Below are 24,420 nucleotides of genomic sequence, written 5' to 3' on the forward strand. Positions count from 1 at the left end.
GGCTTGACTAGTCTATCTACGACCCGACGTACGTCAGAAACAGATCGGTGCCGTAGGCAAGCAGGAAACCGAACAGGAGTCCCCAGGCCATGGCGATCGGGGAATTGAAGCGGCGGCCGAGGTGAAACATCTCGCCGATGACGTAAAAAAGCGCGCCCGCGGCGAGTGCCAGGAAGAGCACATAGACGTAGGTCGAGGTGAACGCATAGCCGATGACGGTGCCAAGGAAGGTGGGGCCGCCGCCGATCAGCCCGGCCGTGAATAAGAAGCGCCAGGACGGCATCGCCTCGTCGGCCGCCAGGGGCGCCGCGATGCCGAAACCCTCGGTCACATTGTGGAGCGCGAAACCGATCACCAGCACCACCGCGAAGGCGACCGCGCCGGTGGCGGCAGACTGGCCGATGGCGAGTCCCTCCGAGAGGTTGTGCAGTCCCAGCCCGGTGGCGATCATCATCGCCAGCATCTTGGGAGGCGGCGGCGCGGCGTCCTTCGTCCGGCCGAAGAGGCGGGCGTTGACATAGATCAGGCTGAGCAGCCCGACGGCGAGGCCGGCCCCGAAGATCAGCACCAGCGCGAAAAAGCGACGATCACCCTGGTGCAGGCCCGAGAGCGCCGTCTGGACCGGTTCCGAGGCGTGCGTGAGGATATCCCAGAGCAGGAACAGCAAGACGCCGGTTGCCACGGCATTCAACAGCCCGCGAACGGTGCGCGAGACGCCGCGGATCCGGCCGACCGGGAGACCGATGAAGATGGTGGCGCCGGCGATGGCGCCGAGCAGGGCAGCGGTGCCGTGACTCACGGTTATATATTGTTAGTAGGTGCGAAGCTCACAATTAGATAACGCTAACACACGCTTCCGCCCACCCTCGGAGGTCATCGCTCACTACCTGGAGGCGATTTATTACATCCGGGCGGAAGGCGAGGTCGTGCGCAGTGCCCGCCTGGCGGACTGGCTCTCCGTCAGCCGGCCGACGGTGACGGTGGCGCTTCGGCGTATGACCCGCGACGGAATGGTCCGGTTGAACGCGCACAAGGAAATCCAGCTGACGGCGCGCGGCGATGCTGCCGCGGCGGCCATCGTCCGGCGGCACCGCATCGTCGAGCGCTGGATGACCGACATCCTGGGGCTCGACTGGGTCGCCGCCGACGCCGAGGCCGAGCGGCTGGAGCACGCGGTGTCGGAGGTGGTGGAGGAGAGGCTTTACCGCAAGATGGGGAGACCCAAAACCTGCCCGCATGGCAACCCGATCCCGGGCCACTCGACGATGCGGGCGAACGAGCTCCGCTTGTCAGCCCTTGGGGCCGGAGAGACCGGGACCATTACGAGGATCTCGGAGGTGGCGCAGCGCGAGGCACCCCCGCTGCTGCAGTACCTTCACGAGCGAGGCCTTCACCCCGGAACGCGAATCACGGTCGAGGAGGTCGACACGGTCGGGCGGACGATACGACTTCGGGCGGCTCGGATGCTGACGCTCAGCACCGAGACCGCCTCAAAGCTTTCGGTTGTGCGCTCGCCTACGCGGAGACCGGAACGGGCGTCCGCTCCTCGCTGACGACGGCTGCGACTTTAACTTTCGTCGTCGCCGAGTGCGGCAGGACGAGCCAGCCGGCGAAGACGATGGCGCTGCAGATCACGGCCAGAACGGTTGTCGCATCCATGAGTTTTCCTCCTCCCTTACTTAAAGGGCGTACGCGGGTTCGCCGTGTTGCGAGATGTCGAGGCCAAGGAGTTCTTCGTCTTCTTGCACGCGGAGCGGAACGAAGATGTTGACGACTTTGAGGATCACGAAGGTGCCGCCGGCCGCCCAGGCCCAGGAGGCGCCGATCGCGGCAAGTTGATACAGGACCTGCTTCGGGTTGCCGTAAAAGAGGCCGTTGGCGGCGGTTGAGTTGATCGCGACGGTAGCGAACAGCCCGGTCGCGAGCGCGCCCCAGGTGCCACCGATGCCGTGGACCGCCCAGACGTCGAGGGCGTCGTCGACGTGGATCCGCTCGCGCAGCTGAATCGCCATGTAGCAGAACACCCCGGCGCCGAATCCGATCACGATTGCCCCCATCACGTTGACGTACCCGGAGGCCGGAGTGATCGCCACCAGGCCGGCGACGGCCCCGGCGGCGGCGCCGAGCACGCTCGGCTGGCGCTTGTGGTACCAGCTGACCGTCATCCACGTGAGGGCGGCCATCGCGGTCGCGGTGTTGGTGACGACGAAGGCGCTGGTCGCCAGGCTGCCGGCCGCGACGGCGCTCCCGGCGTTGAAGCCGAACCAGCCGAACCAGAGGAGGCAGGCACCGAGGACCGTCATGGTGGCGTCGTGTGGCTCGACTTTCTCCTTACCAAAGCCGAGCCGCCTCCCTAGTACCAGCGCGGCTACGAGAGCCGAGACGCCGGAACTGATATGGACGACGGTCCCGCCGGCGAAGTCGAGCGCGCCGAGGTTATGGAGCCAGCCGCCGGCGCCCCAGACCCAGTGCGCGATCGGGTCATAGACGAAGGTCGCCCACAGGAGGGAGAAGATGACGAAGGCCTTGAAGCGCTGGCGTTCGGCGAACGCCCCGCTGATGAGCGCGGGCGTGATGACGGCGAACATCATTTGAAAAACCATATAAGCCTGATGTGGGATGGTGGGCGCGTAATCCGCGTTCGGCGTGAAGCCCACGTTGTTCAAGCCGACCCATTCGAGGCCGCCGATGAGATGGAACTTGTCCGGTCCGAACGCGAGACTGTAGCCCCAGAGAACCCACTGGACACTGATGAGGCAGAGGATGAAAAAACTGTGCATGATTGTTGACAGGACGTTCTTGCGGCGGACGAGCCCCCCGTAAAAGAAACCGAGTGCCGGCGTCATCAACATCACGAGCGCAGCCGAAGCAAGGACCCAGGCGGTATCGCCACTATCGATTTTCATGCCGGGATTGTCCGACGATTGGACCCACTGAGGTAATGGACCGAGGCCACGGAAATCGCCGCCGGACCTCGTGCACCCAGCACAAAACAAGATGTTCCCTCCCCCTCTGGGAGGGTGGGGAGTTCGCGGTGCGTCGCCAGGGCGAACGAGGACCTAAGGAGAGGTCCTCGCTGGAAGGAAGGCCGTCCCGAACACGCTGATCTGCGGGATGCCTGGATATGCCCTCTCATTCTCAGGGTCGTCGCCCGTGAGCGCCATGGGCGTGACGCGACAAATGCCTCGAATCGTCTTGTGCGGCGTGGCTCAGACGGGCGTCGGACGGCGCCAGGTGCGGTTGTCGTGGCAGAAGTGGATGGAGGTGGGCTTCAACCGCCGCAGCTTGTCCAGCGACTGATGGAAGGTCGGGACGTCTTCCATCATGCCCTCCTGCGGCGCCTCGCCCTCGAACATCCTGACCGTCCAGCAGGCATCGCCCGTCAGCAGGGCGGGGCCCGCGGTGGTATCGACCTCGATGCTCTGGTGGCCGGGTGTATGGCCGGGGGTGGTGAGCACCCGGACGCCGGGCATGATCTCGCGCTCCCCGTCCAGGAGTTCGTAGCGCGCGCCGGCGAAGTCAAGCCACTCCGCGGGCGTGTCCGGATAACGGTGTCGCCGCTCGTACTCCAGTCGCTGCACGTAGAAGGGCGCCTGCGGAAACACGGCGTTCTGCCCGCAGTGGTCGAAGTGGAGGTGCGAGTTGATGACCCAGCGAATGTCGGAGGGATCCACGTCATGGGCGCGCAGCGCGTCCGCCACGGAGGCGTTGACCGGGCGGTAGTCCTTGATCAATTCCAACGGCGTGCCGTAACCGGTATCGACCAGTCCCGCGCCGCTGGGGTGCTTGATCAAGAAGCCGTGCACCGGGATCTGGAGCGGGTACTCCGCCAGCCAGATGTGGCCGAGATTCAGTCGGACGATCGCATCCGGCGGGAGCGGCACCCCGCGATGCTACACGCGGCCTATGCCTTGAGCAGCGGCAGGATTTCGTAGGTGCCGCCGAGCAGGTCGGAGGCGGGCGCTTTGAGATATCCCTGCAGGACGGAGGCGTACACCGAGCGGAAGTCCGTGGTGAATTTCAGGTTGCCGTTGTCCAGGGCGCTGAGGCTCGGCTGCTGACCGTAGAGTCCACCTTTGACCGGCGCGCCCAGCAAGAACATCGGCGCCGCCGTCCCGTGGTCGGTGCCGGCGCTGCCGTTCTCCTTGACGCGACGGCCGAACTCCGACCAGGTCATGACGAGCACCTTGTCGCCGTAACCATGACCCGCGAGGTCCTGCATGAAGGCGGTGAGCGCCTGGTCGAGGTCGAGCAGCAGCTTGTCATGGACAGGCTTCTCGTTCGAATGGTTGTCGAACCCACCCAGGGTGACGTGTGCCACACGCACGCCCAGTCCGGACACGATCGTCTCCGCCACCAGCTTGAGCGAGCTCGCGATTGCGCTCTTGGCCGGATACGCGGCCTTCGCCACGTAGCTCGCATCGGTCGCCTGGAGCGCGTGCGAGGCTTGCAGCGCCTCGTTCAAGGTCGCGTCGAACAGTGCCCCGAAGGGCGCCGGGCCGGCGCCTTTGAACGCGCCGTAAAACTTCATCAGCGGGTTTTCGACGTCGACCTGGGTGCCGTGCTCGTTGACCGGCTGCAGGCGGAACGTCTTCAAGGATTGCAACGCGGTCACGGGCGCCTTCGAGCGCAGCTCCGGTGGGACCAGCGAGCCCGCACTCACGCCTTCAAGCGCGTGGTTGGGAGACTCACCCACCTGGTCGAGGTAGTTGAGGTAGCGGCCCAGCCAGCCGTCGCCAATGCCGCTGTTCACGTTGGCGGTCTCCCAGATCGACATCGAGGCGAAGTGGGAGAGGTTGGGGCTTGGATAACCGACGCCCTGCACGATGGCGAGCTGTCCGGCATCAAAGCTTGCCTTCAGCCCCTTGAGGTTCGCGTGCAGGCCAAGCTGGCTATTCAATGGCAACACGCCCTGGTCCTGGCGAAGCGTCGGCCGGGCGTCGTGGTAGGCGCCGTCGGTGAAGGGGATCACGGTGTTCAGCCCGTCGTTGCCCCCGGCAAGCTGCACCAGCACCAGAATCCGGTCGCTGGGTACGGCGTTGGGGGAGTCCGCGGCGGCCGCCGCCACGCCGTTGGCGAACACCGACGGCACGGCCGACCCCGCGAAGACCGGGATCAGGCCCTGCTTCATGAAGTCGCGGCGGCTAAACATGGTGGTTCATCTCCATCAATTCAGTTGGAATTCCGGCGTCGCCAGCACCATGAAGAGCAGGCCAGCCCGGGTTGTGGGATGCGCCGCGGCGAACGCCTGCAGCCCATCCTTCGTTGTGGGGCTGAGGTTGCCGTCCACCAGGGTGCTCGTCAGTTGGTCGAGGGTCGAGTTGGTCAGCGATGACGCCATCCGCTGCGTGGCGGCGTTGACGAAGTTAACCCGGGTCAGCAGCGTCGAGCTATTGATCCAGGAGGTCCCGGCGGGCCAGCCCGCCACATTGGGCGGGTAAAAGAGCATCTGGCCCATGGAGGCTGTCGCCGCCACGGCGGCGCCGTAGGTCTTGGCGTCGCTACCGGTCGTCCTCAGGGTCTGGGCTGCCAGCTCAGCCGGGCTCTTGATCAGGGCGCGGTACGCCTTCGGTGAGTAGAAGGCGTCCATGGAGAAGATTTCCCGGACGACGGCCCCCACGTTGTAGTGCGATTGCTGGAAGGTGTCGGCAAGGTGACGCACGATCTCCGGCTCGGGATTGGAGTAGGCGAAAAAGCTGAACAGGCGGGTGGAGAGGCGCTCGGCCGTCGCGCGGAGCGGCACCAGCATCTCGACGATGTCGTCGCCCGTGAAGTTGCCGGTTTTCCCCATGAAGGTCTTCTGTCCGCTGTCGAAGTATTTCGGGTTGAAGGCGGACACCGTCGTGTAGCGCTGTTGCTTGGAGCCTTTGAGGGTCCAGCCGGTGAACGAACGCGCCGACTCGCGCACGTCGTCCTCGGTGTAGTGCCCGATGCCGGTGGTAAAGAGTTCCATCAGCTCCCGGGCGTAGTTCTCGTTGGGCTTGCCTTTGCGGTTGTTCTCCGTGTCGAGGTAGACCATCATCGCGGGGTCTTTGGACACCGCCTTCAGCAAGTCGTCGAAGTTGGCGAGCGCCATCTTCCGAAAGAGCTCGTTCTGCGTATAGAGCTGCGTGGTACCGGCTTTGTCCAGCCCGCTGGTCAGTAGGCTGTGCCAGAAGAGGGTCATCTTTTCCTCGAGGGGTCGCGTCGTCTGCACCATCCGCTGCAGCCACCATGCCTGCAGCGCACCCGCATTTGGGCCCTTTTCCGTGCTGAAGTCGAGCGTCGGGAGCTGCGCCTCTAGCGCGGCATTGGACGTCTGTTGGTAGTTCAGCACCGACTGCGTCATCATCGTGCTGGTCATGGCCGCGTAGTGATCGAGCTCCGCGCTGGTCGCTCCGAAACCGGCCCGGCGAAGCAGATGAGCCGCCCGAACGCGCGGGGTGCTGAGCGCACCCTGGTAGCTATGGGTGTAATCCCGCACCCTGTCGAGGATCTGTGACAGGTCATTGCCTTTCCAGAGCGCGGCGAGCGCAGCCGCGGTCGCGCCGGCGGCTCCGGTCGCGAGCACGGCTCGCCTCGATACCGGCCGCTGCCAGATCGGCTTTGACGTCGTCACGGGCGTCGGCGCGATCGGAGCGTCGTCCATGGTCATTTGTAGCCTATGGCTCGAGCGTGAACTCGGCCTGAGAGGCCCCTTAGAAGGTTCAACGGCGGTTCGCCACCCGCTCCGGCGGGCGATCGTTCTAGATGTAGTTCCCACTCAGGTTGTTGACAGCCGCTAGCGGAGCTTTGCCTCCCAGGGCGGTGTGGGTCCGGCGCGCATTATAGAAGTGAACCCAGGGCTGGAGGGTAGCGAGGCGCCGTTCATTGCTGCGGTAGAGGCGGACGTAGGCCCACTCGCGGATCAGCGTCTGGATGAAACGCTCGGCTTTGCCATTCGTCCCCGGGTGATAGGGACGCGTGAGCACGTGGGAAGCGTGCACCTCACGCAGGGCATCTTTGAAGAGGCGCGAGGTGCGAAAGGAACGAGCGCAATCGGTCATAATCCGCTCGACCTGAATCCCGTGCCGCATGAAGAAGCTCGTCGCCTCCACCAGGAAACGAGCCGCGGTCTCGCCCCGTTCGTCTGGATACGCCCGGACAAAGGCCAGCCGGCTGGCGTCGTCGACAGCCACATGGACGAAGTCAGTCCCGAGGCGGCTCGGTTTGTGTGGCCGCACGGCCTCACGACCCCACACCCGGTGCCCACCACCAGGTGGGATTCGACCAAGCTTCTTGACGTCCACGTGGATTAACTGTCCCGGCCGCTCCATTACGGAGCGCAGCGGGGTGCCGGTCGGCGGGTCAAAGTCCCGCAGGCGCGCGCCCTGGTACCGACGGAGCACGGCGTAAATCGTCGAGCGTGGATGTCGCAGCACCGGCGCCAATCGGTGTGACCCCAGTGTTGCTGGCGGCGGGCGGCCAGAATCCGGTTGACCTGGTCCGAGCTCAGCCGACGGGGCGACCGCTGCGGCCGCGAGCTCCGATCTTCTAACCCCGGCTGGCCTTCCGTCCGGAATCGGGCCAGCCATTTGTACGCTGTTGCCCTCGAGATCCCCATGGCCTCGGCGACCCGCACCGTCGGCCAGCCACCTTCAACGATCCGTCGCACCACGAGTTCCCGCCCCGCCACGGTGAGCTTCGCCCTACGATGAGCCATGAGAGCCTCCTGTCGGTCTGGATTTGGACACCCAAACCGTGCAAGAGGCTCTGTCGTTTGTCAACAACGTCCGTGGGAACTACATCTAGATCAGCTGTACGGTCCGGATGAAGCAGGACCCGGCGCCGGCGTCGTCGGCAGCACCTGCCCGGGGCGTGGTTGCTGGGTGAAGTCGAAGTCGTTGATCAGGTTGCCCAGCTGGGACGCGTTCTCGCGAACGCCTGGACGTGGGTCCGGCCGCCCGTCTGTCTTGGGGTCGAGTCGCTGGCCGCCGAGAAAGTCGTCCTCGATGAATTTCACGTAGGCGTCGAAGCTAAGGGTCTGGTGATCGATGTACCCCTGGCGGGCGTAGGGGCTGATGACGAGGCCGGGCACCCGCAGTCCATAGCCGTTCTGGTCGACGACCGGCGGCTTGACGTGGTCATAGAAGCCGCCCCAGTCGTCCCAGGCGAGGAAGATCGCGGTGCTATCCCACTCCGGGCCCTGCATCGCGGCATTGATGAGGCTGGTGACCCAGGCCTGGCCCTGGCTCACCAGCGCCGGTGGATGTTCGCTGTCCGGCCCGCTCGGCGCGATCCACGCGACGGCCGGCAGCGTCCCTTCTTTGGCCGCCGCGAAGTAGTTCGAGGCGTCGGTCACGTTCGGCAGCTCGCCGTCCGCCTTGACGGTGTCGAAATAGGGCAGTGGGTTCCAGATGCCCGGTGTCTTGGCTCGCTGCAAGGTGGGCGGGCAGGCCATGGTGTCGTCCGCGCAGTCGGGCTCGGTCCCGCCCTCGACGTAATACTTCCAGCTGACCTTGCTCTTGTGCAGCAGGTAGGTGAGATCGGTCCACGCATAGTCGGGAGGTTGGACCGGTTTCCCGGCATGCTTCTTGAAATCCGGTGGGGTGCCGGGGTTCTGCAGCGCATTGACGCAGCTCGTTGGGTCGCCGGGGATGCTGCAGTGCGCCGACCACTCCGAGACCATGAAGAGGTGCTCCGGCAAGCTCCAGGAGGCGTTCGGCTCGAACATCCGGTCCTGCAGCACGAAGTGCTGGGCGTAGAACCAGTAGTTCGGGATCTCGCGAGCGTCGTGGAATCCCATCACGTCCGTCTTGTCACCGCCGCAGGCCGGGTTGTCCGTTTGCGAGCAACCCTTCTTCCCCTTCGCCGCTTGTGCGACAAAGCCGTCCATTTTGCCGCCGTTGATATCCGCGATCGCGTCGGTCTGGCCATGGGGGCCTCCGCCGTTGAGGTCGTTGGCGTTGTGATACGGCGTGACGCAGCCGCCGGCGGGATCGGGGACGCAGACATTCTTGGGTAACCCGTTGGCGCCCGGATAGGTGCCGAAGTAGCTGTCGAAGGTCCGGTTCTCCTGCATGATCACGATCACATGCTTGATCTTGTGGATCCCTGTATCCGCCGTCCCCGGACCGATGACGAGGCAGGAGCTGAGCACCGAGGCGGTGCCGAGCAGCGCAACCAGGCGAATCGCCGCCTGTCGATGGTGCATCACCGGATGGAACGGTCGCGTTGGCCGGCTCTTTCGGTTACGACGCAGCGTGAAGCCGGCTCGACCCGGCTAGTAACCCGGGCGTGCGCTGGATGACGTCGTTCCCCCGGAGCCGTTTGACGTGCCGCACCCGGCGATGCCCACGACGAGGAGCATGGAGCCGAGCAGCAGAACGATGACGCGCCTCATCTCTGGCTAATTACGCCGGCGCGTTACGCTCGGGGTCGCGGCGTTGCACGAACTGGAAGCCAAAGCGGCCCTTGACACAGAGATGGCCGCGAGTGACGTCGTGGTCGAGTGGTGAGGTGACTTTCACGATCGTGTTGTCCTGTACGTGCAGGTCTGTGGTACAGCCGACCCCGCAGTAGCCGCAGATCGTGGAGGTCACCGTTTGCCGTGATTCGTCCCAGGTGCCGCCTTCCCGCATGTCGTACTCACTTTTGAACATCAACGCGCCGGTCGGGCAGACGCCGATACAGTTGCCGCAGTAGACGCAGGCGGATTGCGGGAGTCCGACGGCGAATTCGGTCGATATCCGTGCTTCGAAGCCCCTTCCCGCAACCGTGATCGCGAAGGTGTTCTGCGCGTCGACCCCGCACGCCTCAACGCACTTGTAACAGAGGATGCATTTCGAGTAGTCGCGAACGTAGAGTTCGTTGTCGATCTTGACCGGCTGCCGCACCGAGGCCGCCGCTCCGGATTCGGGTGCTTCGTGACGGCCGGTGCGAGCTCCATCGCGCTCACCGGCCCGGCTGGCGGCCGGCGGGCCATAGCGTTCCGGCCGGACCTTGTATTCGTTCATCCACCGCTTGACCTCGGGGGCCGTGAGCGACATGTCGGCGGACGAAGCCAGGAACTCCAGAACCATCCTTCGGCTGTGCTGGACCCGCTCCGAGCCGGTCTTGATCTTCATACCCGCCTCGACCGGCCGGGAGCACGCCGGGACAAGGGTACGTGATCCCTCGACTTCGACGACGCAGACCCGGCAGACGTTGACCGGATGGAGAGTGTCGATGTAACAGAGCGTGGGCGTGTCGATCTGTTGCCGGCGACAGGCCTGGAGGATGGTCGTCCCCTCCGGCACCTGCACTTCGAGACCATCGATGCTGATCCCGATCAGTCGCTTGGGCTGCACCATGAGCGCACTCATCGTCCGCGGCTCCGGTTACCGCTGAACAGGCCAAGCCGCAAGGCCGATTCTGCGGCGGCCGACGCCGTCTGCCCGAGGCCGCAGATGGACGCGTCCCGCATCGCCCGGCCAATGTCCGACAGCATGGCGACATCGTCCGGTGAACCGCTTCCGGCCAGCCTGTACAGCGCCTCTTCCTGGCGGACCGTGCCGACACGGCAAGGTACGCATTGCCCGCAGGACTCATCGCGGAAGAAGCGTGCAATCCGGAGCACGATGGCGTTCATGTCCACGGAATCGTCGAAGGCCATGACGACGCCGGAGCCGAGCGTGACCCCGGCAGCGCGGGTCGCCTCGAACGTGAGCGGGAGGTCGAACTGGTCGCTCGTGACGAAGGAGCCGGCTGCTCCACCCAGCAGGATCGCCTGCAGCCGTCCGTGGACGCCGCCGGCGAGGTCGAGCACCTGCCGCAGGGTGAGGCCGAAGGGCGCCTCGTAGAGGCCCGGCCGGCCAACCGCACCGGAAAGGCAGAACAGCCGGGTGCCTGTGGATTCCGGTGTGCCGATGGCGGCAAAGGCGCGTCCGCCGGCGGTGACGATGTCCGGAATGTTGAGCAGCGTCTCGACATTGTTCACCACCGTTGGTTTGCCGAAGAGGCCCGACTGCACCGGGAACGGCGGCTTATTGCGCGGCTCACCCCGCTTGCCCTCGATGGAATTGAACAACGCTGTCTCTTCGCCGCAGATATAGGCGCCTCCGCCCCGCCGAACCTCGATGGTGAAATCGACGCCGCGTCCCATGATGTCCGATCCCAGCAGGCCGCGGTCCTCCGCCTGGTCGATGGCGTGTTGGATGCGCTGGCGCGCGAGGGGATACTCGCCCCGGACATAGAGATAGCCGCGCTCGCAGCCCGTTGCATAGCCGCCGATGGTCATCGCCTCGACGATAGCGAAGGGATCCTGCTCCATCAGGATCCGGTCCTTGAAGGTTCCGGGCTCTGACTCGTCGGCGTTGCACACGAGATAATGCGGCCGCTCCGGCGCCCGTGCCACCGCCTCCCATTTGCGCCCGGTCGGAAAGGCGGCGCCACCACGGCCTAGCAGTTTGGAGTCCGCGATTTCACGGATCACGCCCTCCGCGCCCAACTCGAAGGCGCGGCGCAGCGCGGCGTATCCACCCGCCGCGCGATAGCTGTCTAGCGACTGCGGATCGACCACGCCAACGCGGCGCAGCAGGCGGAGGCCCGGATCACCCACCTGGGGGATCGCCTGTGGGGCAGGGTGGGGCCAGGGTTTACCCGCCATGAGTCCGGTGATCAGCTCCGCGTCCGCGGCTGCGATGGACGCTTCGCCGTGTGTTGCTCGATTTCCTGCCCGCTGGACGAAGGCGCCCGGAGCGCGGTCACAAAGGCCTAGGCATGGACTGCGGTGCCAGGTTGCGGTTCTATCGGGGTGAGCGCTGCCGTCGCTTCCGGCGCGCCGTTCAATCTTGTGGCAGAGTTCATCCGCTCCCGCCGCTTTGCAGGCGATGTCGTCGCACACATGAACGACGAGCGGCGGTTGCGGCTCCAGCGAAAGAAGCGCGTACCCGGTGGCGACACCATAGGCTTCAGCAGGCGGGATGGTCAGGCGGGCGCAGACGTAGTCCAGCGCTCCCGGGCTGATGAAACCGACGCCATCCTGAACGGCGTGAAGCGTGGGCAGCAGCAGGTGGCGGCGCGCCCGAGCCGCATGGCCGCCAAAGGCGACCCGCTGATCGACCGGGCTCTCAACGCCGCCCTGCCAGCCGGAGGGCGGCCCAAGCAGTTCGTCGACCGCAGCTCGCTCCTCAGCCGTTGCTGGCGGCGCGGCGAGCTTGATGTCCATGGGTTAGCCGGTCGGCGCTGCCGCCGGCACCTCGAGCTTCTCGATCCGGATCGCGCTTGCCTTGAACTCCGCCGTACCCGACTTCGGGTCAGTGGCATCGATGGTCAGAACGTTGGTGGGCACTTCGTCCGGAAAGTGAAGCGTCATGAAGGCGAGCCCGGGGCGCAGCCCGGTGTCATAGCGGATTGGCACTGGGATTGATCCGCGCCGGGACCTGGCACACACCATCTCGCCATCCGCGACGTGATAGCGACTGCCGTCCTCGGGTGAGATGTGGAGGAACTCACCCTCGCGCAACGGCGAACTATATAGACCCGATTGCACGCCCGTATTGAACGAGTCCAGGCGGCGCCCCGTCGTGAGGCGGATTGGAAACTCCTCCGAGAGTGCGTCCACGGGCGGCTCGAACTCGACCGCGTGGAACGGCGCGGGCGGTCCTTCGACGGGATCTGCCCACAGTCGTCCGTGCAGGAAGAGACTCCCCGGATGCTTCTCGTCGAGGCAGGGCCACTGAATGCCGTTGAGCTCCTCCAGCCGGCGGTAGCTCATACCGGCGTGCATTGGGCTCAGGCTTCGTACTTCATCCCAGACCTGCTCGGCGCCGGGCGTCCCGAAATCATGACCGAGCCGCCGGGCGATCTCGCAGATGATCTCGATGTCGTCCCGCGCGCCGGCGGGTGGCTCCAGCGCCTTGCGGACCCGCTGAACCCGGCGCTCACTGCTGGTCACCGTTCCCTCCGACTCACACCATCCAGCCGCGGCGGGTAATACCACGTGGGCCATCTCGGCGGTCGGAGTCATGAAGATGTCCTGCACCACCAGGTGGTCCAGCTTGCCGAGCAGGTGCTTGGCGCGTTGCTGATCGGCTTCCGACTGCGCCGGGTTCTCCCCGATGACATAGAGCGTCGTGAGGTCCCCGCGGTCCATGGCCTCGAACATCTGTGACAGATGCCAGCCGCGCTTGGGCGGGATCATGCAGTTCCACGCCCGCTCGAACTTCTCCCGCTTCTCAGCGTCCTCCACGTCCTGGAAGCCGGGCAGCTTGTTCGGGATCGCGCCCATGTCGCCGCCACCCTGGACGTTGTTCTGCCCGCGAAGCGGGTTGAGTCCCGAGCCATAGCGCCCGACGTGGCCGGTGAGCAGGGCGAGGTTGATCAGCGCCACCACGTTGTCGACGGCGTTGTGGTGCTCGGTGATTCCCAGCGTCCAGCAGATCTGGGCGCGGTCGGCGCGCGCGTACTCGTGGGCCACCGTCTTGATGACGTCCGCCGGCACCCCGGTGTCCCGCTCGGCCCGCTCCAACGTGTAACCCTCCACGGTTCCGCGGTAGGCGTCGAAGCCGGTCGTGGCGCGCTCGATGAACTCGGTGTTCGTAAGTCCGGCGTGAATGATCTCGCGGCCCATGGCATTGGCCAGCGCGATGTCCGATCCCACGTCGATGCCAAGCCAGGTATCCGCCCACTGTGCCGAGCTGCTTCGCCGCGGATCGACCGCGATCAGGCGCGCTCCCCGATGGACACCCTTGAGGACATGGTGGAAGAAGATGGGGTGCGTCTCACGCGCGTTCGATCCCCATAAGATGATGAAATCCGTTTCTTCGACCTCACGGTAGGAACTTGTTCCTCCCCCTGCCCCGAACACTGCCGCCAGACCGACGACACTTGGCGCGTGTCAAGTTCGGTTGCAGCTGTCGACGTTGTTGGAGCCGATGACTGCACGGGCGAACTTTTGAGCCATGAAGTTCATCTCGTTAGTGGTCTTCGAGCAGCTGAAGCAGCCGTACGCCGTCGGACCCTTGTGCGAGATCGCGGTCCTGAAGCCGGCGGCCGCTCGATCCAGAGCCTCACCCCATGATGCCGCTCGCAGGGATCCGTTGTCGCGGATCATCGGCGTGGTCAGACGCCGCTGCTCCTTGCCCATGTCTCCGGCTCGAGTATAAGAGGTCGCAAAACGGCTGTCGGCGCCTGCCCTTTTCGAAGGCGACGTAGCATTCTCGCGTGCGTCAGCTCGACCTGAATGCCGATGTCGGCGAAGGCGACCCGGATGCAGACGCTGCCCTATTGCTGCTGGTGACGTCGGCGAATATCGCCTGTGGACGGCATGCGGGTGATCCGCGGACGATGCGGACGACGGTCGCACTCGCAGTCCGCCACGGCGTGGCCGTCGGGGCACACCCAGGCTACGATGACCGGGCGAACTTCGGCCGGCGCTCGATGCATCTGAGTGCCGCTGACATCAAAGATCTCCTAGTCGAGCAACTGGGGGCGATCGACGCCATCGCACGGTCCGAGGGGTCCATCCTCCGCCACGTCAAGCCCCACGGCGCGCTCTACAACCAGGCCGAGACTGACGACCTGGTCGCGGAGGCCATCGTCGCTGCCGTTCGGGCTTTCAATCCCAACCTTCCCCTGGTCGGGCGCGCGGGGTCGGCGATGGCGGACGCCGCGGCGGCGGTCGGGCACCCCTTTACGCCGGAGGCGTTTGCCGACCGGCGCTACCGACCGGACGGCTCGTTGTTGCCACGGTCGCAGCCGGGCGCCGTGCTCACCGATCCGGAGGAGGTGGCGCGCCAGGTTCGTTCGCTGGTCACTCATGGTGAAGTTATCGCAAGCGACGGCAGCCACCTCCCGATTGCGTTTGAAACCCTATGCCTGCATGGCGACACGCCCGGCTCCGCGGCGCTGGCGGCCCGCATCCGCCAGGAGCTGAGCGCGCTTGGGGTGGCAGTCTCCGCGCCGCGTTCGCCGGGCGCCGCTACTCTCCGGCCCTGATCGCGGTCCTCGTCCTCGCGGTCGGAGGCTCCGCCGTCCTCGGGCACCAGCTGGGCTCGTCGAACGCGAAGCCGGCGGGCTCCCCGGCGAAGCGGCTCGCGGTCATCGATCCATATGCGGCCGGCGGCACCTGGTTCAAAGGCAACCTGCATGTCGCCTCGGTGCGCGGCGTGGGCAAGGACCTGCCGTCGGCCCTGGGTGCCTGGTATGCGGCGCACGGCTACGCCTTCCTGGGGATTAGCGATATGAATACCTACACCTGGCCCGAGGAATATGGCAATCGCGCCCTCCCCGGTGTGCCGACGGTGGACGCGACCTACGCCTTTGCCGATGTGCTGGCGGTCGGCATCGATCACTGGCTGCCGGCGCAGACGCTCCAGGGTGTGATCGACTGGATCGCGGCTGATGGGGGGCTTCCCGTTCTCGCCGCGCCACTGTCGCCCGCCAAGCCGCAGCCGCTGGCCACCGTCATGGGCCTCCGTGGCCTCTACGGATTGGAGGTCTACGACGCCCGGCTCGCGCTCGGAAACGCGACCGGGGCAGATGCCACGTCAGTGTGGGATCGGCTCCTGTCAGCCGGAAACCGCGTGTACGCCGTCGCCGGTGACGACGCCACCGGTGTCAACGATCCCGCCATCGGCGGTGCCTGGATCAACGTGCTCGCCCCGGCAGACGACCTGTCCTCACTGCTGAGCTCGCTTCGCCGTGGGGCATTTGTCGCCTCCAGCGGTGCCGAGTTCACCAGCCTGGCCGTGGCGGGGACGACGATCACCGCCGAGGCGGCGCCCGGCTCGAGCCTGCGATTCATCGGCCGCGGCGGCCAGTTACTGAAAACCGTCTCGGCCCGCGCCGGCACCTATCGGGTCAGCGGGCATGAGGGCTATGTCCGGGTCGAGGCGATCCGCGACGACGGCGCCCGGGCCTGGAGTCAGCCCTTCTTCATCACCTGGAGGTGACGCCGGATTAGGGTTGAGCCTGCTGCCTGGCTATGGCAGCGACCGACCGCGGCGAGGGCGGCGCGGGTCGCCCTCCGGAGCGGCGCAGAGGGACCGAATCGCCTCACCCACGATGGCACGTCTGACGCAAGTGATCTGGACCCGAACGGCAGAGGCGTTTAACGCCGGCCGATCTGGGGCCGATTCAAACTCAGCAGGTCGGCCCCTCGAGCAGTCCGGAGGGTGCGCCGCAGTCAGCCGTGGTCGGCTGGCGTCAGCGGGCGCTACCCACTAGCGCAACTCGATCGACGCCGTTTGCGACTGGGGCGTCGGGCTGGGTCCAACCGCCGTCGTGAACTTCCAGACGGCGCGGCCGGCCGTGCCGTTGAGGGTGTAGGTCAGGTCCGCCGTATAGGTGGTCCCCGCCGCGAGGGGGACGTTCGCGAGGTAGGCGAACGAGTTCTCCATATCCGGGTCGGTCGGCCGCAGCGTAATCCCTGGCAGGTCCGTACCCGACGGATCGCGGAAATGGAAGGCGCCGATCGTGACCTTTGAATTGCGGTCGAACGTTGCGGTCACCGGGTAGCCGATCGGATAGCTGGCGTTCGGCGCCGGGTCCGGGATCTCGTTGCCGTTGAAGGCCGGCGGTACGCCAACCTGGTTCGGGGCAGGATAAAGGATGACCCGGCCGGTTGTCTTCTCTCGATAGGACGTGTCCATCACCTGCACGGCCAGCGGTCCGAGATACGCGTCGCCGTAACCCAGCTCCACCAGGTCGGCGCGCAGCAACGGAAAGCGGTGGTACACCGAGTCGATCCAGTCCGCGACCGCGCCGACCGGTTCGGACCGATGGGTGATGACCTCACCCATCGACGGCGGCGTATAGCCGAAATGCTGAGCTCTGGTTGCCTGGTTGTCTCCCGTGTAACCCTGGCCGGCGGGATCCTCCTTATGGATACCCAGGCCCTGGATGCTGGCCAACGCGCCATTGAAGAAGGTGTAGAAGGCGTGGGCCAGCGCCGACTGGTGGATCACTGGTGAGCTCGTGACCGGAGCTAGGCCGGCCAGCTTCCGATAGCCGTTGACCGTCGCCAGGGCAATGGCCTGGCGGTCGAGCGCCGCCTTGTCCAGGTCGATGAAGGTCGCCGCGGGCGCGGTGCCGGCCCCGCCAGGAGCGACCGTCTGCTTGGCCGCCTGCAGGGCGGCGGCCTCATCCTTAGAGAGGTAGCGGAGCACGGCGACCAGGTACGCGCCCGCCTCCTGGTCGGTCGGCTCGGCCGCGATCGCGGCGCGCTCATCCTTGGCAGCCGCGGTCGGATCCTTGTCCACGGCGACGGCGAACTCGCCGAGCATCTTGAGGTCGAGCGCGCTGCGCGGCTGCAGCTTGAGGGCGGCCTGGTAGGCGCTCTTGGCGACGTCGTAGTCGTAGGCGAAGAGGGCGACGTCGCCCAGCTGTTCGCGCAAGCCGGCGTCATCCGGCGACTGCGTCGCGGCTCGTTGGAGATACTGGGTCGCGCCGCTCAGGTCCTGCCGGGCAATAGAAAATCGTGCCAGCTCGAGGAGCCGCTCAACCCAACTCGGCTGGGCGCCGGCCGCCAGCTTGAGGTGATTGAGCTCCTGGGCGTAGTCCTTCTTATCGCGGTAATAGTTGGCCCAGTTCCGTTCGACTTCCCCCCGGTCGTAGGCGGAGCCCTTCTTGGCGAGGTCGGCGCCCTTGGTGAGCTGCTTTAAGGCCTCGTCGTAGCGGCTGACATCGGCGAGCGCCTCCCCGTAAAAAGCTCGGGCGAGCGCCGAGTTAGGCGCGGCCTTGATGGCGGCGGCGCCCTCGAGTGCCGCCGACTGGAGGGCGCCGTTCCAATCCTCGACCCGGGTGAGCACCATCAGCACGAAGCCGTCGTTGGGAGCGAGCTTCTGCGCGGCTTGCGCCTCGTCGAGCGCCGGCTTCAGTTTCGTCTGGTAGCTCAGAACGAGGGCGTAGGTGGCGTGGTCTTTGGCGTCCTGCGGATGCGCCTTGATCAAGTCCTGGAGCTGGGCCGCGGATGCCGCGTACTTGTTCTGGAACATGAGGTCGAGCGCCGACTCCGCGCTCGGCCCAGAGGGCTTGGGGGCGACTGGATCGCAGGCGGCGAGCAAGGCAGCAGCAATAAGGAGTACCGCGCCGCGCCGCCTCACGCCCCCCAGTTTATCGGGCGCCTCGCGTGTAACGAGATTGTCACTCAGGCATGGACCGCGCCTTCGCGCCCGTCACCTATTGTGCGGCCCATGACGGAGCGTGCGCGTAAAGTCGACCCGGGCCGGCTCCGTGTCATCCCGGGCGGCAGTCCCACCCCAGCCCCTTCATACCGCCTGCTCACGCAGGTCAGCGCCGCGCTCAGCACCTCGCTCGACCTCGATCGCACCCTCAAGGAGATCCTGGAGCGGATGAATGCCCTCGTCGCCTTCGACGCAGCCACCATCTTCCTGCTGGACGATGCGCGGCACGAGCTGCACGTGAAAGCCGCCCTGGGGGTCCCGGTCGCGCTGAAAGAGGTGAAGAGTTTCAAGGTGGGCGAGGGCGTCGTCGGCTGGGTCGTTCGACACGGCGCCACCGCGCTCATCCAGGACTCCTCGAAAGACGCGCGCTACAAGGTGACCGGCCCGGAGCGCCGGGCCAAGACCGTGCTCGCCGCGCCGCTGCGCGCGCAGGACAACCTGCTGGGTGCACTGGTCCTGGTGCGCGCGGCCAAAGAGCCCTTCGGTCCCGAGCATCAGCGACTGGTGGAGGCGATCGCCAGCCAGGCCGCCGTGGCGATCGACCATGCCCGCCTCTTCGAAACCGAACGCGCCTCACGGCGCCGCGCCGAAGCGCTCCTGGCCACCGCGCAGGCAGGGAGCGAGGCGGTCACAACGACGGAATTGCTGCAGCGGGCCGTTAAACAGGTGGCTTTTGCCATGCGCGCCACAGCCGCCGCCGTCATCCTGCCGGACGAGGAGGGCGAGATCATCGAGGCGGCATTCGATGCCGCCGATCCGCCAGCCTTCGGCCTGGAGTCGATTCGCAGCCAGCCGCTCAGGGCGCTGCCGCTGATGGCTGCCCTGCACGAGGCACCTCGACCGCTCGTGGTGCTGCGCACCGCGCGGCCGGCACTGTTCGATGACGCCTTCTGGTCGCACAGCGAGGCGCAGGCGCTGGCGGCCGTCCCCGTCCGCTGGCAGGGTCGGATGATCGCCGCGCTGATCATCGGCTTTGCCGATCCTGAGCGGTTGACCCCCGCCGAAGTGGAGCTACTGGACGAGATCGGGCGCCAGGTCGCGCTGGGCATGGAGCGGTTGCGGCTGCAGGCACGTGTCCAGGACCAGCAAAACGAGATGGCGGTGGTCGCCGAGCGTAACCGGATCGCGCGCGACATGCACGATGGCCTCGTCCAGTATGTCTACGCGCTTGGGCTCCAGCTCGAGCATGCGCGCGACCTGGTCGCCCAGCAACCCGATGCGGTGGCGCCGGTCCTGACTGGTTCCATCCAGCAGACCAACCACGTGCTCTCCGAGATGCGGACCTTCATCTACCAGCTGCGGCCGATCATCATGCAGGAGAAGGAGATCGGCCAGTGGGTCCTCGATCTGTGCCGCCAGTTCCAGGAGGCAACCGGGATCCCGGTCAAAGCTCAGGTGGGCGCTCCCGCCGAAGAGGAGCTCTCCCCCGCCATTTCCATTGCCCTCTTCCGCATCATCCAGGAAACGCTCGCCAACATCTATAAGCACGCGGAGGCCACGCAGGCGACGCTGTCGCTGGATTTCGGCGCGAGTGAGGCCCGGCTCGTGATCGAGGACGACGGTCGGGGATTCGATGTCGACGCCCGGCCGGCGCGCGCCATCCAGCAGGGCCACGGCCTGGCCAACATCGAGGAGCGTGTTCGTGAGCTCGGCGCCACCCTCGAGCTGGAGAGTGCGCCGGGGGCGGGTACGCGCCTGGAGGCGGTGTTTCCCTACAGCCGATGAATACCGCGACCGTTCGCCTGCTGATCGCCGACGACCACGAGATGATCCGGCTGGGGCTGCGATCGATCCTCGAATCCGATCCGCGCATCCGGGTCGTCGGTGAAGCCGCCTCCCCGCAGGACGCGGTCTACCAGGCCGCGCTACTGCGCCCCGACGTGGTCCTGCTCGACGTGCGCATGCCAGGAGGGAGTGGCATCGACGCCTGTCGCGAGATCCTGGGGCGCAACCTGGGGAGCAAAGTGATCATGCTGACCTCCTACGCCGACGAGGATGCGGTGTACGAGTCGATCATGGCCGGCGCCTCCGGCTACCTCTTGAAAGAGATCAACAAGGCCGGCCTGATCGATGCCGTGATCTCCGTCTCGGAGGGCCGCTCATTGCTCGATCCTGAGGTGACGCGCAAGGTCCTGGAACGGATCCGAAAGATGGCCGCCAGCACCGATGAGGTCGCCCGCGCCGCGCTCTCCGACCAGGAAAAGCGGGTGCTCCGGCTGGCCGCCCACGGCAAGACCAACAAGCAGATCGCCGCCGACCTGTTCCTCTCGGACAAGACGGTCAAGCATCACATCTCCAACATCCTCAGCAAGCTGAATCTCAGCTCGCGGGCGCAGGCCGCCGTCTGGGCCACCCAGCATGGCCTGCTCGATGAGTTTCCTGAGCGGAAGGCCAGTTAGGCGGCGCCGCTCGGCCGACGTCGCCACGCTGTGCCGGAATCGACCTGAACGCACGTTTTGCTAACGGAGAGGCTTGCGCCGGGTATCCGCCGTTCGGCCCAAAGAGGGGCTGACTGGCGGATAAGCCGGGGGGCCGGCGCAGGCTACGCTCCCCGGTACGGCCCGCCATGCCGATGAAACCAGGAGGACCCGATGCTGCTCGTTGACAAACTCAACAAAGGCAAGCTTCCGGAGAAGCCGGACAAGGGCGAGTCCGCGCCGCCCCCGGGTCTGTCCAGCCTCGTGGTCAAGCCGCAGAACGTCGCGGCCCGTATCCCGAATGTCGACAACATCAAGAGGGCCATCCATGAGCGTTTGATCGCGGCCCTCGGCCAGAACTCAGACACCGTCAGCAGCGACGTGATCCAGCGCCGCATCGCGGAGCTCACCGACGAGTACTGCGAAGAGACCAAGCTCAAACTCACGAAGCACGACCGGACCGAGCTCGCCGAGCTGATCATGCACGACGTCCTCGGTCTAGGTCCCCTCGAGTCCCTGCTGGAGGACCCGGAGGTCAGCGAAATCATGGTCAACGGGCCAAAGACGATCTTCGCCGAGCGCCGCGGCCGCCTGGCGCAGTCCGAGCTGGTCTTCGAGAACGAACGCGAGCTTCGCAAGGTCATCGATCGGATCGTCGCCCGGATTGGACGCCGGGTCGATGAGTCCTCGCCGATGGTCGACGCCCGCCTTCCCGATGGTTCTCGGGTGAACATCGTGATTCCCCCGCTTGCCGTGCAGGGCTCGAGCATCACGATCCGGAAGTTTTCGCGTGTGCCCTACAAGGTGCAGGACCTCGTCAACTTCGGAACGATGAACCATGACATGGCGAACTTCATCCGCGCCTGCGTTCGGTCGCGGATCAGCATGGTGGTCAGCGGCGGCACGGGTTCGGGCAAGACGACGACCCTCAACGTGCTCTCGAACTTCATCCCGGACACCGAGCGCGTGGTGACCGTTGAGGACACTGCCGAACTGCAGCTCCGCCAGCGCAACTTGGTCACCCTGGAAGCGCGCAGCGCCAACGTCGAGGGTCGCGGCGCGATCGCGATCCGCGACCTCGTCGTCAACGCCTTGCGGATGCGGCCCGACCGCATCGTCGTCGGCGAATGCCGCTCCGCCGAAACGCTGGACATGCTCCAGGCGATGAACACCGGCCACGACGGGAGCATGACCACGGTGCACGCCAACAGCCCCAAGGACGCGATCAACCGGATCGAGACCATGGTCATCATGGGCGGCTCGGACCTGCCGTTCCAGGCCATCCGCGAACAGATCGTGGGCGGCATCACCCTGCTGGTGCAGCAGGCCCGGCTGCGCGACGGCCGTCGCGTCGTCACGCATATCTCCGAGATCACCGGCATCAACGGCAACCAGATTCAGCTGCAGGACATCTGCCTCTTCGATCAGACCGGCATCGACGAGGAGGGCAATGTCCTCGGGACGTTCCGCTGGACTGGCATCGTGCCGAAGCTGCTCCCGCGGCTGAAAGCCAACGGTGAAGACTTCCCGGTCGAGGTGTTCGGACAGCACGGCCTCCAGGTGATCGAGGGGCAGCCCCACCACGCCGGTGGCGACGCGGCGCAGGGCGCCACGGCGGACTGACCGATGCCGAGTTGGTCATTCACTCGGCGGCGAAAACCCGAGAAGAAGCCCGTGTTGCCGGCCCAGCCGGCCGCGTCGAAACCAACGCCCGCCACGACCCCTCAGCCAATCGCATCCCAGCAAGGCCCGGCGGTCCGGCGGGCGGCTGAGGCGGCTTCCGACAGCCGCTCCCTGCCGGTGCAGCTCGAGGAAGCCACCGCCACGCAGGCCCGCCTGCGCCAGGACCTGGCCGAGCTCCTCAAGGCCCATCGTCAGCAAGGTCGGGTGCTGGAGCGGAATCAGAAACTCCTGGAGCAGACCGAAAACGATGTCATCCGGCACCGCAGCCGCGCGGCGGCGCTGGAGGGCGAGGTTGCGGAGCAGCGCGACGTAGCCGACAAACGTGCCGCTCGGGTCCAGGAGCTAGAGCACATCGCCGCCTCACACGCCACCTTGCAGACCGCCTACGAGACATTGGATCGGGAGCGGCAGGACCTCACCGCCCGCCTGGCGGAGGTCACCCGCAGCCGGACCACGGTCACCGCCGATCGCGACCGCCTTGCCGGGCAACTCGCTACGGCGCATGCGACCATCGCCTCCCGGGACGCCGAGGTCGCCGCCCTCAAGCTGGAGCAGGAGGGAGTCGAGGCCCGGATCAACGGACTGCACGCCGAGATCGAGGAGCTGAAGCGCGCCAGCAGCCGGCTCAATACCGACCTCGAGCGCGCCCTTGAGGCGCAGGCCGCGCAGCATCACTTGCAGCTGGAGTTCGACGCGCTGTCCGCCCGCTGGGACGTTGCTCGCGCGCAGCTGGCCGAGGCCGAGCAGGCCGTGAAGACCTCCCAGGCCACCATCAAGGCGGCGCAGCGTCTGTCCTCGTCCGTCGAATGGCGTGGCGCCCTGGATAGTGTGCTCGACGCCGCGTCGGAGCTGGTCCGCTTCGAGCGCGGGACCCTAGCGCTCGTCGATGAGCTGCAAGAAGAGCTCAAGGTAGAAGCGGCGCGCAACAGCCCGATCGCGATCAGTGAGATGTCGCGCTTCAAAGTTGGCGAGGGCATCGCCGGCTGGGCGCTGTCTCACCGCGAACCGGTGCTGGTCCGGGATAGCCGGACGGACGCGCGCTTCAAGGCCTCGGACCCCAAGCATCAGCCGCGCTCGTTTGTTGCGGTCCCCCTGCTCGCCGGCAAGGAAGGTCTCGGCGTGCTCACCCTGGCGCGCCCGGCCAGCGACCCGTTCACCGACCACGACCTGCGCAACCTCGCGCGCGTCGCGACCGACGCCGCCAACGCCTTGATCAACGCCCGGCTGGTCGATCTCCTCAAGCAGCGAGAGGATCATCTGACCACGCTCGTCCGCAAGGCCCGCGAACTCTCCACCGCAAACGACAGCAAGCAGGTGATCGAGTTCGTGCTCACTAGCGCCAGGGAGCTCGTCGGGGGCAAGGCGGCGCTGCTGGCGCTGCGCAACCACAAGACGTTGGAGCTCGAGGTGGTCGGCTCGCACGGCGTGTCGGAAGCTGTCATCCAGCAACCGATCGCCTGGGGCGCACCGGCCGCGGGGGACGTGATGCGCACCGGCAAGCCCTGGGTGTCGCCCATCCGCGAGATGATCCCGCCGTCGCTGGTGGAGATGGTCGAGAAGGCCGGGCTGAAGACCATCGTCTCGGTCCTCTGCGGAGAGTCGACCGCCCAGGAGGCGATGGACGACGGCATGCTGTTGAACCGCTCCGAAGTCGAGGCCTCGGACCAGGTGAGTGGGGTTCTCAATGTCTACCACGACACCCTCAATCCGATCAAGGCCGGTGACCTCGAGCAGCTCAAGGCCTTTGCCGAGCAGGCGGCGGTGGCAATCCAGAACGTGCGGCGCTGGGACCGTGTCAAAGAGCAGTTGCAGACGACGGCGTCGATGAACACCCGGCTGATGGGACGCGAGCGCTACATCAACCAGCTCCTCTTCCGCATCCAGCAGCTCGAGCAAGAGCTCGGCCGCTACAAGGCCGCCTAAGGAGCGCTACGCCGCAGCAGGCGGTCCGAACCAGGTGGTTAGCGCGTCAGCGAGCCCCAGCTGGGTTAGGTCTCCCACCCAGGCGACGTGTCCATCGGGACGCACCAATACGGCGGTCGGTGCACCGACCGCGCCGAGTACCGGAAGTTCCCAGGTGCCGGCATACGAGGCATCGACGAGCTGAACTCTGTCGGCCCACGGTGCGATGTCGAGGCCGCCGGCGTCACCGAGGTTGAGCAGCACCGGCTTGGCGTCGTGCAACAACGAGAACA

18 protein-coding genes and 1 pseudogene are annotated in these 24,420 nt (G+C 66.2%); 6 read left to right on the forward strand and 13 right to left on the reverse strand.

Features of this window, described 5'->3' with window-relative positions; translation table 11 throughout:
- Positions 1-16 precede the first annotated feature (16 nt).
- Complete coding sequence (locus tag VHK65_02340; GenBank protein ID HVS04990.1) at positions 17-799, reverse strand: ZIP family metal transporter; 783 nt, start codon at positions 797-799, stop codon at positions 17-19.
- Positions 800-818: 19 nt separating this feature from the next.
- Between VHK65_02340 and VHK65_02345 the strand changes: the two genes are divergently transcribed.
- The gene (locus VHK65_02345) at positions 819-1,553 is read left to right on the forward strand and encodes a metal-dependent transcriptional regulator (protein HVS04991.1); all 735 of its coding nucleotides are present in this window, start codon (positions 819-821) and stop codon (positions 1,551-1,553) included.
- On the opposite strand, the gene VHK65_02350 is transcribed toward VHK65_02345, so the two are convergent.
- The 10 genes and pseudogenes from VHK65_02350 to VHK65_02395 form a co-directional block, all read right to left on the reverse strand.
- Positions 1,516-1,659 (reverse strand): hypothetical protein, encoded by a 144-nt coding sequence (locus tag VHK65_02350; protein ID HVS04992.1) that lies wholly within the window; start codon positions 1,657-1,659, stop codon positions 1,516-1,518. The genes VHK65_02345 and VHK65_02350 overlap by 38 nt on opposite strands.
- Positions 1,660-1,679: 20 nt before the next feature.
- Positions 1,680-2,906: an ammonium transporter gene (locus VHK65_02355; protein ID HVS04993.1), complete on the reverse strand. Its 1,227-nt coding sequence runs from the start codon at positions 2,904-2,906 to the stop codon at positions 1,680-1,682.
- A 303-nt stretch (positions 2,907-3,209) separates the two neighbouring features.
- Positions 3,210-3,884, reverse strand: a complete 675-nt coding sequence (locus VHK65_02360; GenBank protein ID HVS04994.1) for an N-acyl homoserine lactonase family protein — start codon at positions 3,882-3,884, stop codon at positions 3,210-3,212.
- Positions 3,885-3,904: 20 nt separating this feature from the next.
- Positions 3,905-5,152, reverse strand: a complete 1,248-nt coding sequence (locus VHK65_02365) for a DUF1501 domain-containing protein (protein HVS04995.1) — start codon at positions 5,150-5,152, stop codon at positions 3,905-3,907.
- Positions 5,153-5,167: 15 nt separating this feature from the next.
- On the reverse strand, positions 5,168-6,628 hold the full coding sequence (locus VHK65_02370) for a DUF1800 domain-containing protein (protein ID HVS04996.1): 1,461 nt from the start codon (positions 6,626-6,628) through the stop codon (positions 5,168-5,170).
- A gap of 97 nt (positions 6,629-6,725) precedes the next feature.
- Positions 6,726-7,681, reverse strand: a pseudogene (locus tag VHK65_02375) (IS481 family transposase).
- Between the two features lie 90 nt (positions 7,682-7,771).
- Positions 7,772-9,172: an alkaline phosphatase family protein gene (locus VHK65_02380; GenBank protein ID HVS04997.1), complete on the reverse strand. Its 1,401-nt coding sequence runs from the start codon at positions 9,170-9,172 to the stop codon at positions 7,772-7,774.
- A 199-nt stretch (positions 9,173-9,371) separates the two neighbouring features.
- Positions 9,372-10,322 carry a 2Fe-2S iron-sulfur cluster-binding protein gene (locus VHK65_02385; GenBank protein HVS04998.1) on the reverse strand — a complete coding sequence of 317 codons (951 nt, stop codon included), beginning with the start codon at positions 10,320-10,322 and terminating at the stop codon, positions 9,372-9,374.
- Positions 10,319-12,166: an NAD(P)H-dependent oxidoreductase subunit E gene (locus VHK65_02390; GenBank protein ID HVS04999.1), complete on the reverse strand. Its 1,848-nt coding sequence runs from the start codon at positions 12,164-12,166 to the stop codon at positions 10,319-10,321. The genes VHK65_02385 and VHK65_02390 overlap by 4 nt, the downstream gene beginning before the upstream one ends.
- Positions 12,167-12,169: 3 nt before the next feature.
- Positions 12,170-14,086, reverse strand: coding sequence for a molybdopterin-dependent oxidoreductase (locus VHK65_02395; protein HVS05000.1), 1,917 nt, complete (start codon positions 14,084-14,086; stop codon positions 12,170-12,172).
- A 77-nt stretch (positions 14,087-14,163) separates the two neighbouring features.
- Here VHK65_02395 and VHK65_02400 point away from each other — a divergent pair, with 77 nt between their 5' ends.
- A complete protein-coding gene (locus tag VHK65_02400; GenBank protein ID HVS05001.1) occupies positions 14,164-14,937 on the forward strand; it encodes a 5-oxoprolinase subunit PxpA in 774 nt (257 codons plus the stop codon).
- A 1,226-nt stretch (positions 14,938-16,163) separates the two neighbouring features.
- Here VHK65_02400 and VHK65_02405 read toward each other — a convergent pair.
- Positions 16,164-18,005, reverse strand: a complete 1,842-nt coding sequence (locus tag VHK65_02405) for a CAP domain-containing protein (GenBank protein ID HVS05002.1) — start codon at positions 18,003-18,005, stop codon at positions 16,164-16,166.
- 129 nt (positions 18,006-18,134) lie between these two features.
- On the opposite strand from VHK65_02405, the gene VHK65_02410 reads away from it, so the two are divergent.
- The 4 genes from VHK65_02410 to VHK65_02425 all read left to right on the forward strand — a co-directional run bounded on the left by VHK65_02410 (position 18,135) and on the right by VHK65_02425 (position 24,148).
- Positions 18,135-19,850, forward strand: a complete 1,716-nt coding sequence (locus VHK65_02410) for a GAF domain-containing sensor histidine kinase (GenBank protein HVS05003.1) — start codon at positions 18,135-18,137, stop codon at positions 19,848-19,850.
- Positions 19,847-20,524, forward strand: coding sequence for a response regulator transcription factor (locus tag VHK65_02415; protein HVS05004.1), 678 nt, complete (start codon positions 19,847-19,849; stop codon positions 20,522-20,524). Before VHK65_02410 ends, VHK65_02415 begins: the two co-directional genes overlap by 4 nt.
- A gap of 192 nt (positions 20,525-20,716) precedes the next feature.
- On the forward strand, positions 20,717-22,165 hold the full coding sequence (locus VHK65_02420) for a CpaF family protein (GenBank protein HVS05005.1): 1,449 nt from the start codon (positions 20,717-20,719) through the stop codon (positions 22,163-22,165).
- A 3-nt stretch (positions 22,166-22,168) separates the two neighbouring features.
- Positions 22,169-24,148 carry a GAF domain-containing protein gene (locus VHK65_02425; protein ID HVS05006.1) on the forward strand — a complete coding sequence of 660 codons (1,980 nt, stop codon included), beginning with the start codon at positions 22,169-22,171 and terminating at the stop codon, positions 24,146-24,148.
- 6 nt (positions 24,149-24,154) lie between these two features.
- Here VHK65_02425 and VHK65_02430 read toward each other — a convergent pair.
- Positions 24,155-24,420, reverse strand: a 266-nt coding sequence (locus VHK65_02430) for a hypothetical protein (protein HVS05007.1), incomplete at its 5' end; no start/stop codon positions are given.

The sequence above is a fragment of the Candidatus Dormiibacterota bacterium genome (genome assembly GCA_035544955.1).
Taxonomy (GTDB): Bacteria; Chloroflexota; Dormibacteria; order CF-121; family CF-121; genus CF-13.

Excerpts from the sequence above, each read along its gene's own strand:
- VHK65_02350 (HVS04992.1), bottom strand. The coding sequence starts at position 1,659 with ATGGATGCGACAACCGTTCTGGCCGTGATCTGCAGCGCCATCGTCTTC.
- VHK65_02355 (HVS04993.1), bottom strand. The coding sequence starts at position 2,906 with ATGAAAATCGATAGTGGCGATACCGCCTGGGTCCTTGCTTCGGCTGCG.
- VHK65_02365 (HVS04995.1), bottom strand. The coding sequence starts at position 5,152 with ATGTTTAGCCGCCGCGACTTCATGAAGCAGGGCCTGATCCCGGTCTTC.
- VHK65_02370 (HVS04996.1), bottom strand. The coding sequence starts at position 6,628 with ATGGACGACGCTCCGATCGCGCCGACGCCCGTGACGACGTCAAAGCCG.
- VHK65_02380 (HVS04997.1), bottom strand. The coding sequence starts at position 9,172 with ATGCACCATCGACAGGCGGCGATTCGCCTGGTTGCGCTGCTCGGCACC.
- VHK65_02385 (HVS04998.1), bottom strand. The coding sequence starts at position 10,322 with ATGAGTGCGCTCATGGTGCAGCCCAAGCGACTGATCGGGATCAGCATC.
- VHK65_02390 (HVS04999.1), bottom strand. The coding sequence starts at position 12,166 with ATGGACATCAAGCTCGCCGCGCCGCCAGCAACGGCTGAGGAGCGAGCT.
- VHK65_02410 (HVS05003.1), top strand. The coding sequence starts at position 18,135 with ATGACGGAGCGTGCGCGTAAAGTCGACCCGGGCCGGCTCCGTGTCATC.
- VHK65_02415 (HVS05004.1), top strand. The coding sequence starts at position 19,847 with ATGAATACCGCGACCGTTCGCCTGCTGATCGCCGACGACCACGAGATG.
- VHK65_02420 (HVS05005.1), top strand. The coding sequence starts at position 20,717 with ATGCTGCTCGTTGACAAACTCAACAAAGGCAAGCTTCCGGAGAAGCCG.
- VHK65_02425 (HVS05006.1), top strand. The coding sequence starts at position 22,169 with ATGCCGAGTTGGTCATTCACTCGGCGGCGAAAACCCGAGAAGAAGCCC.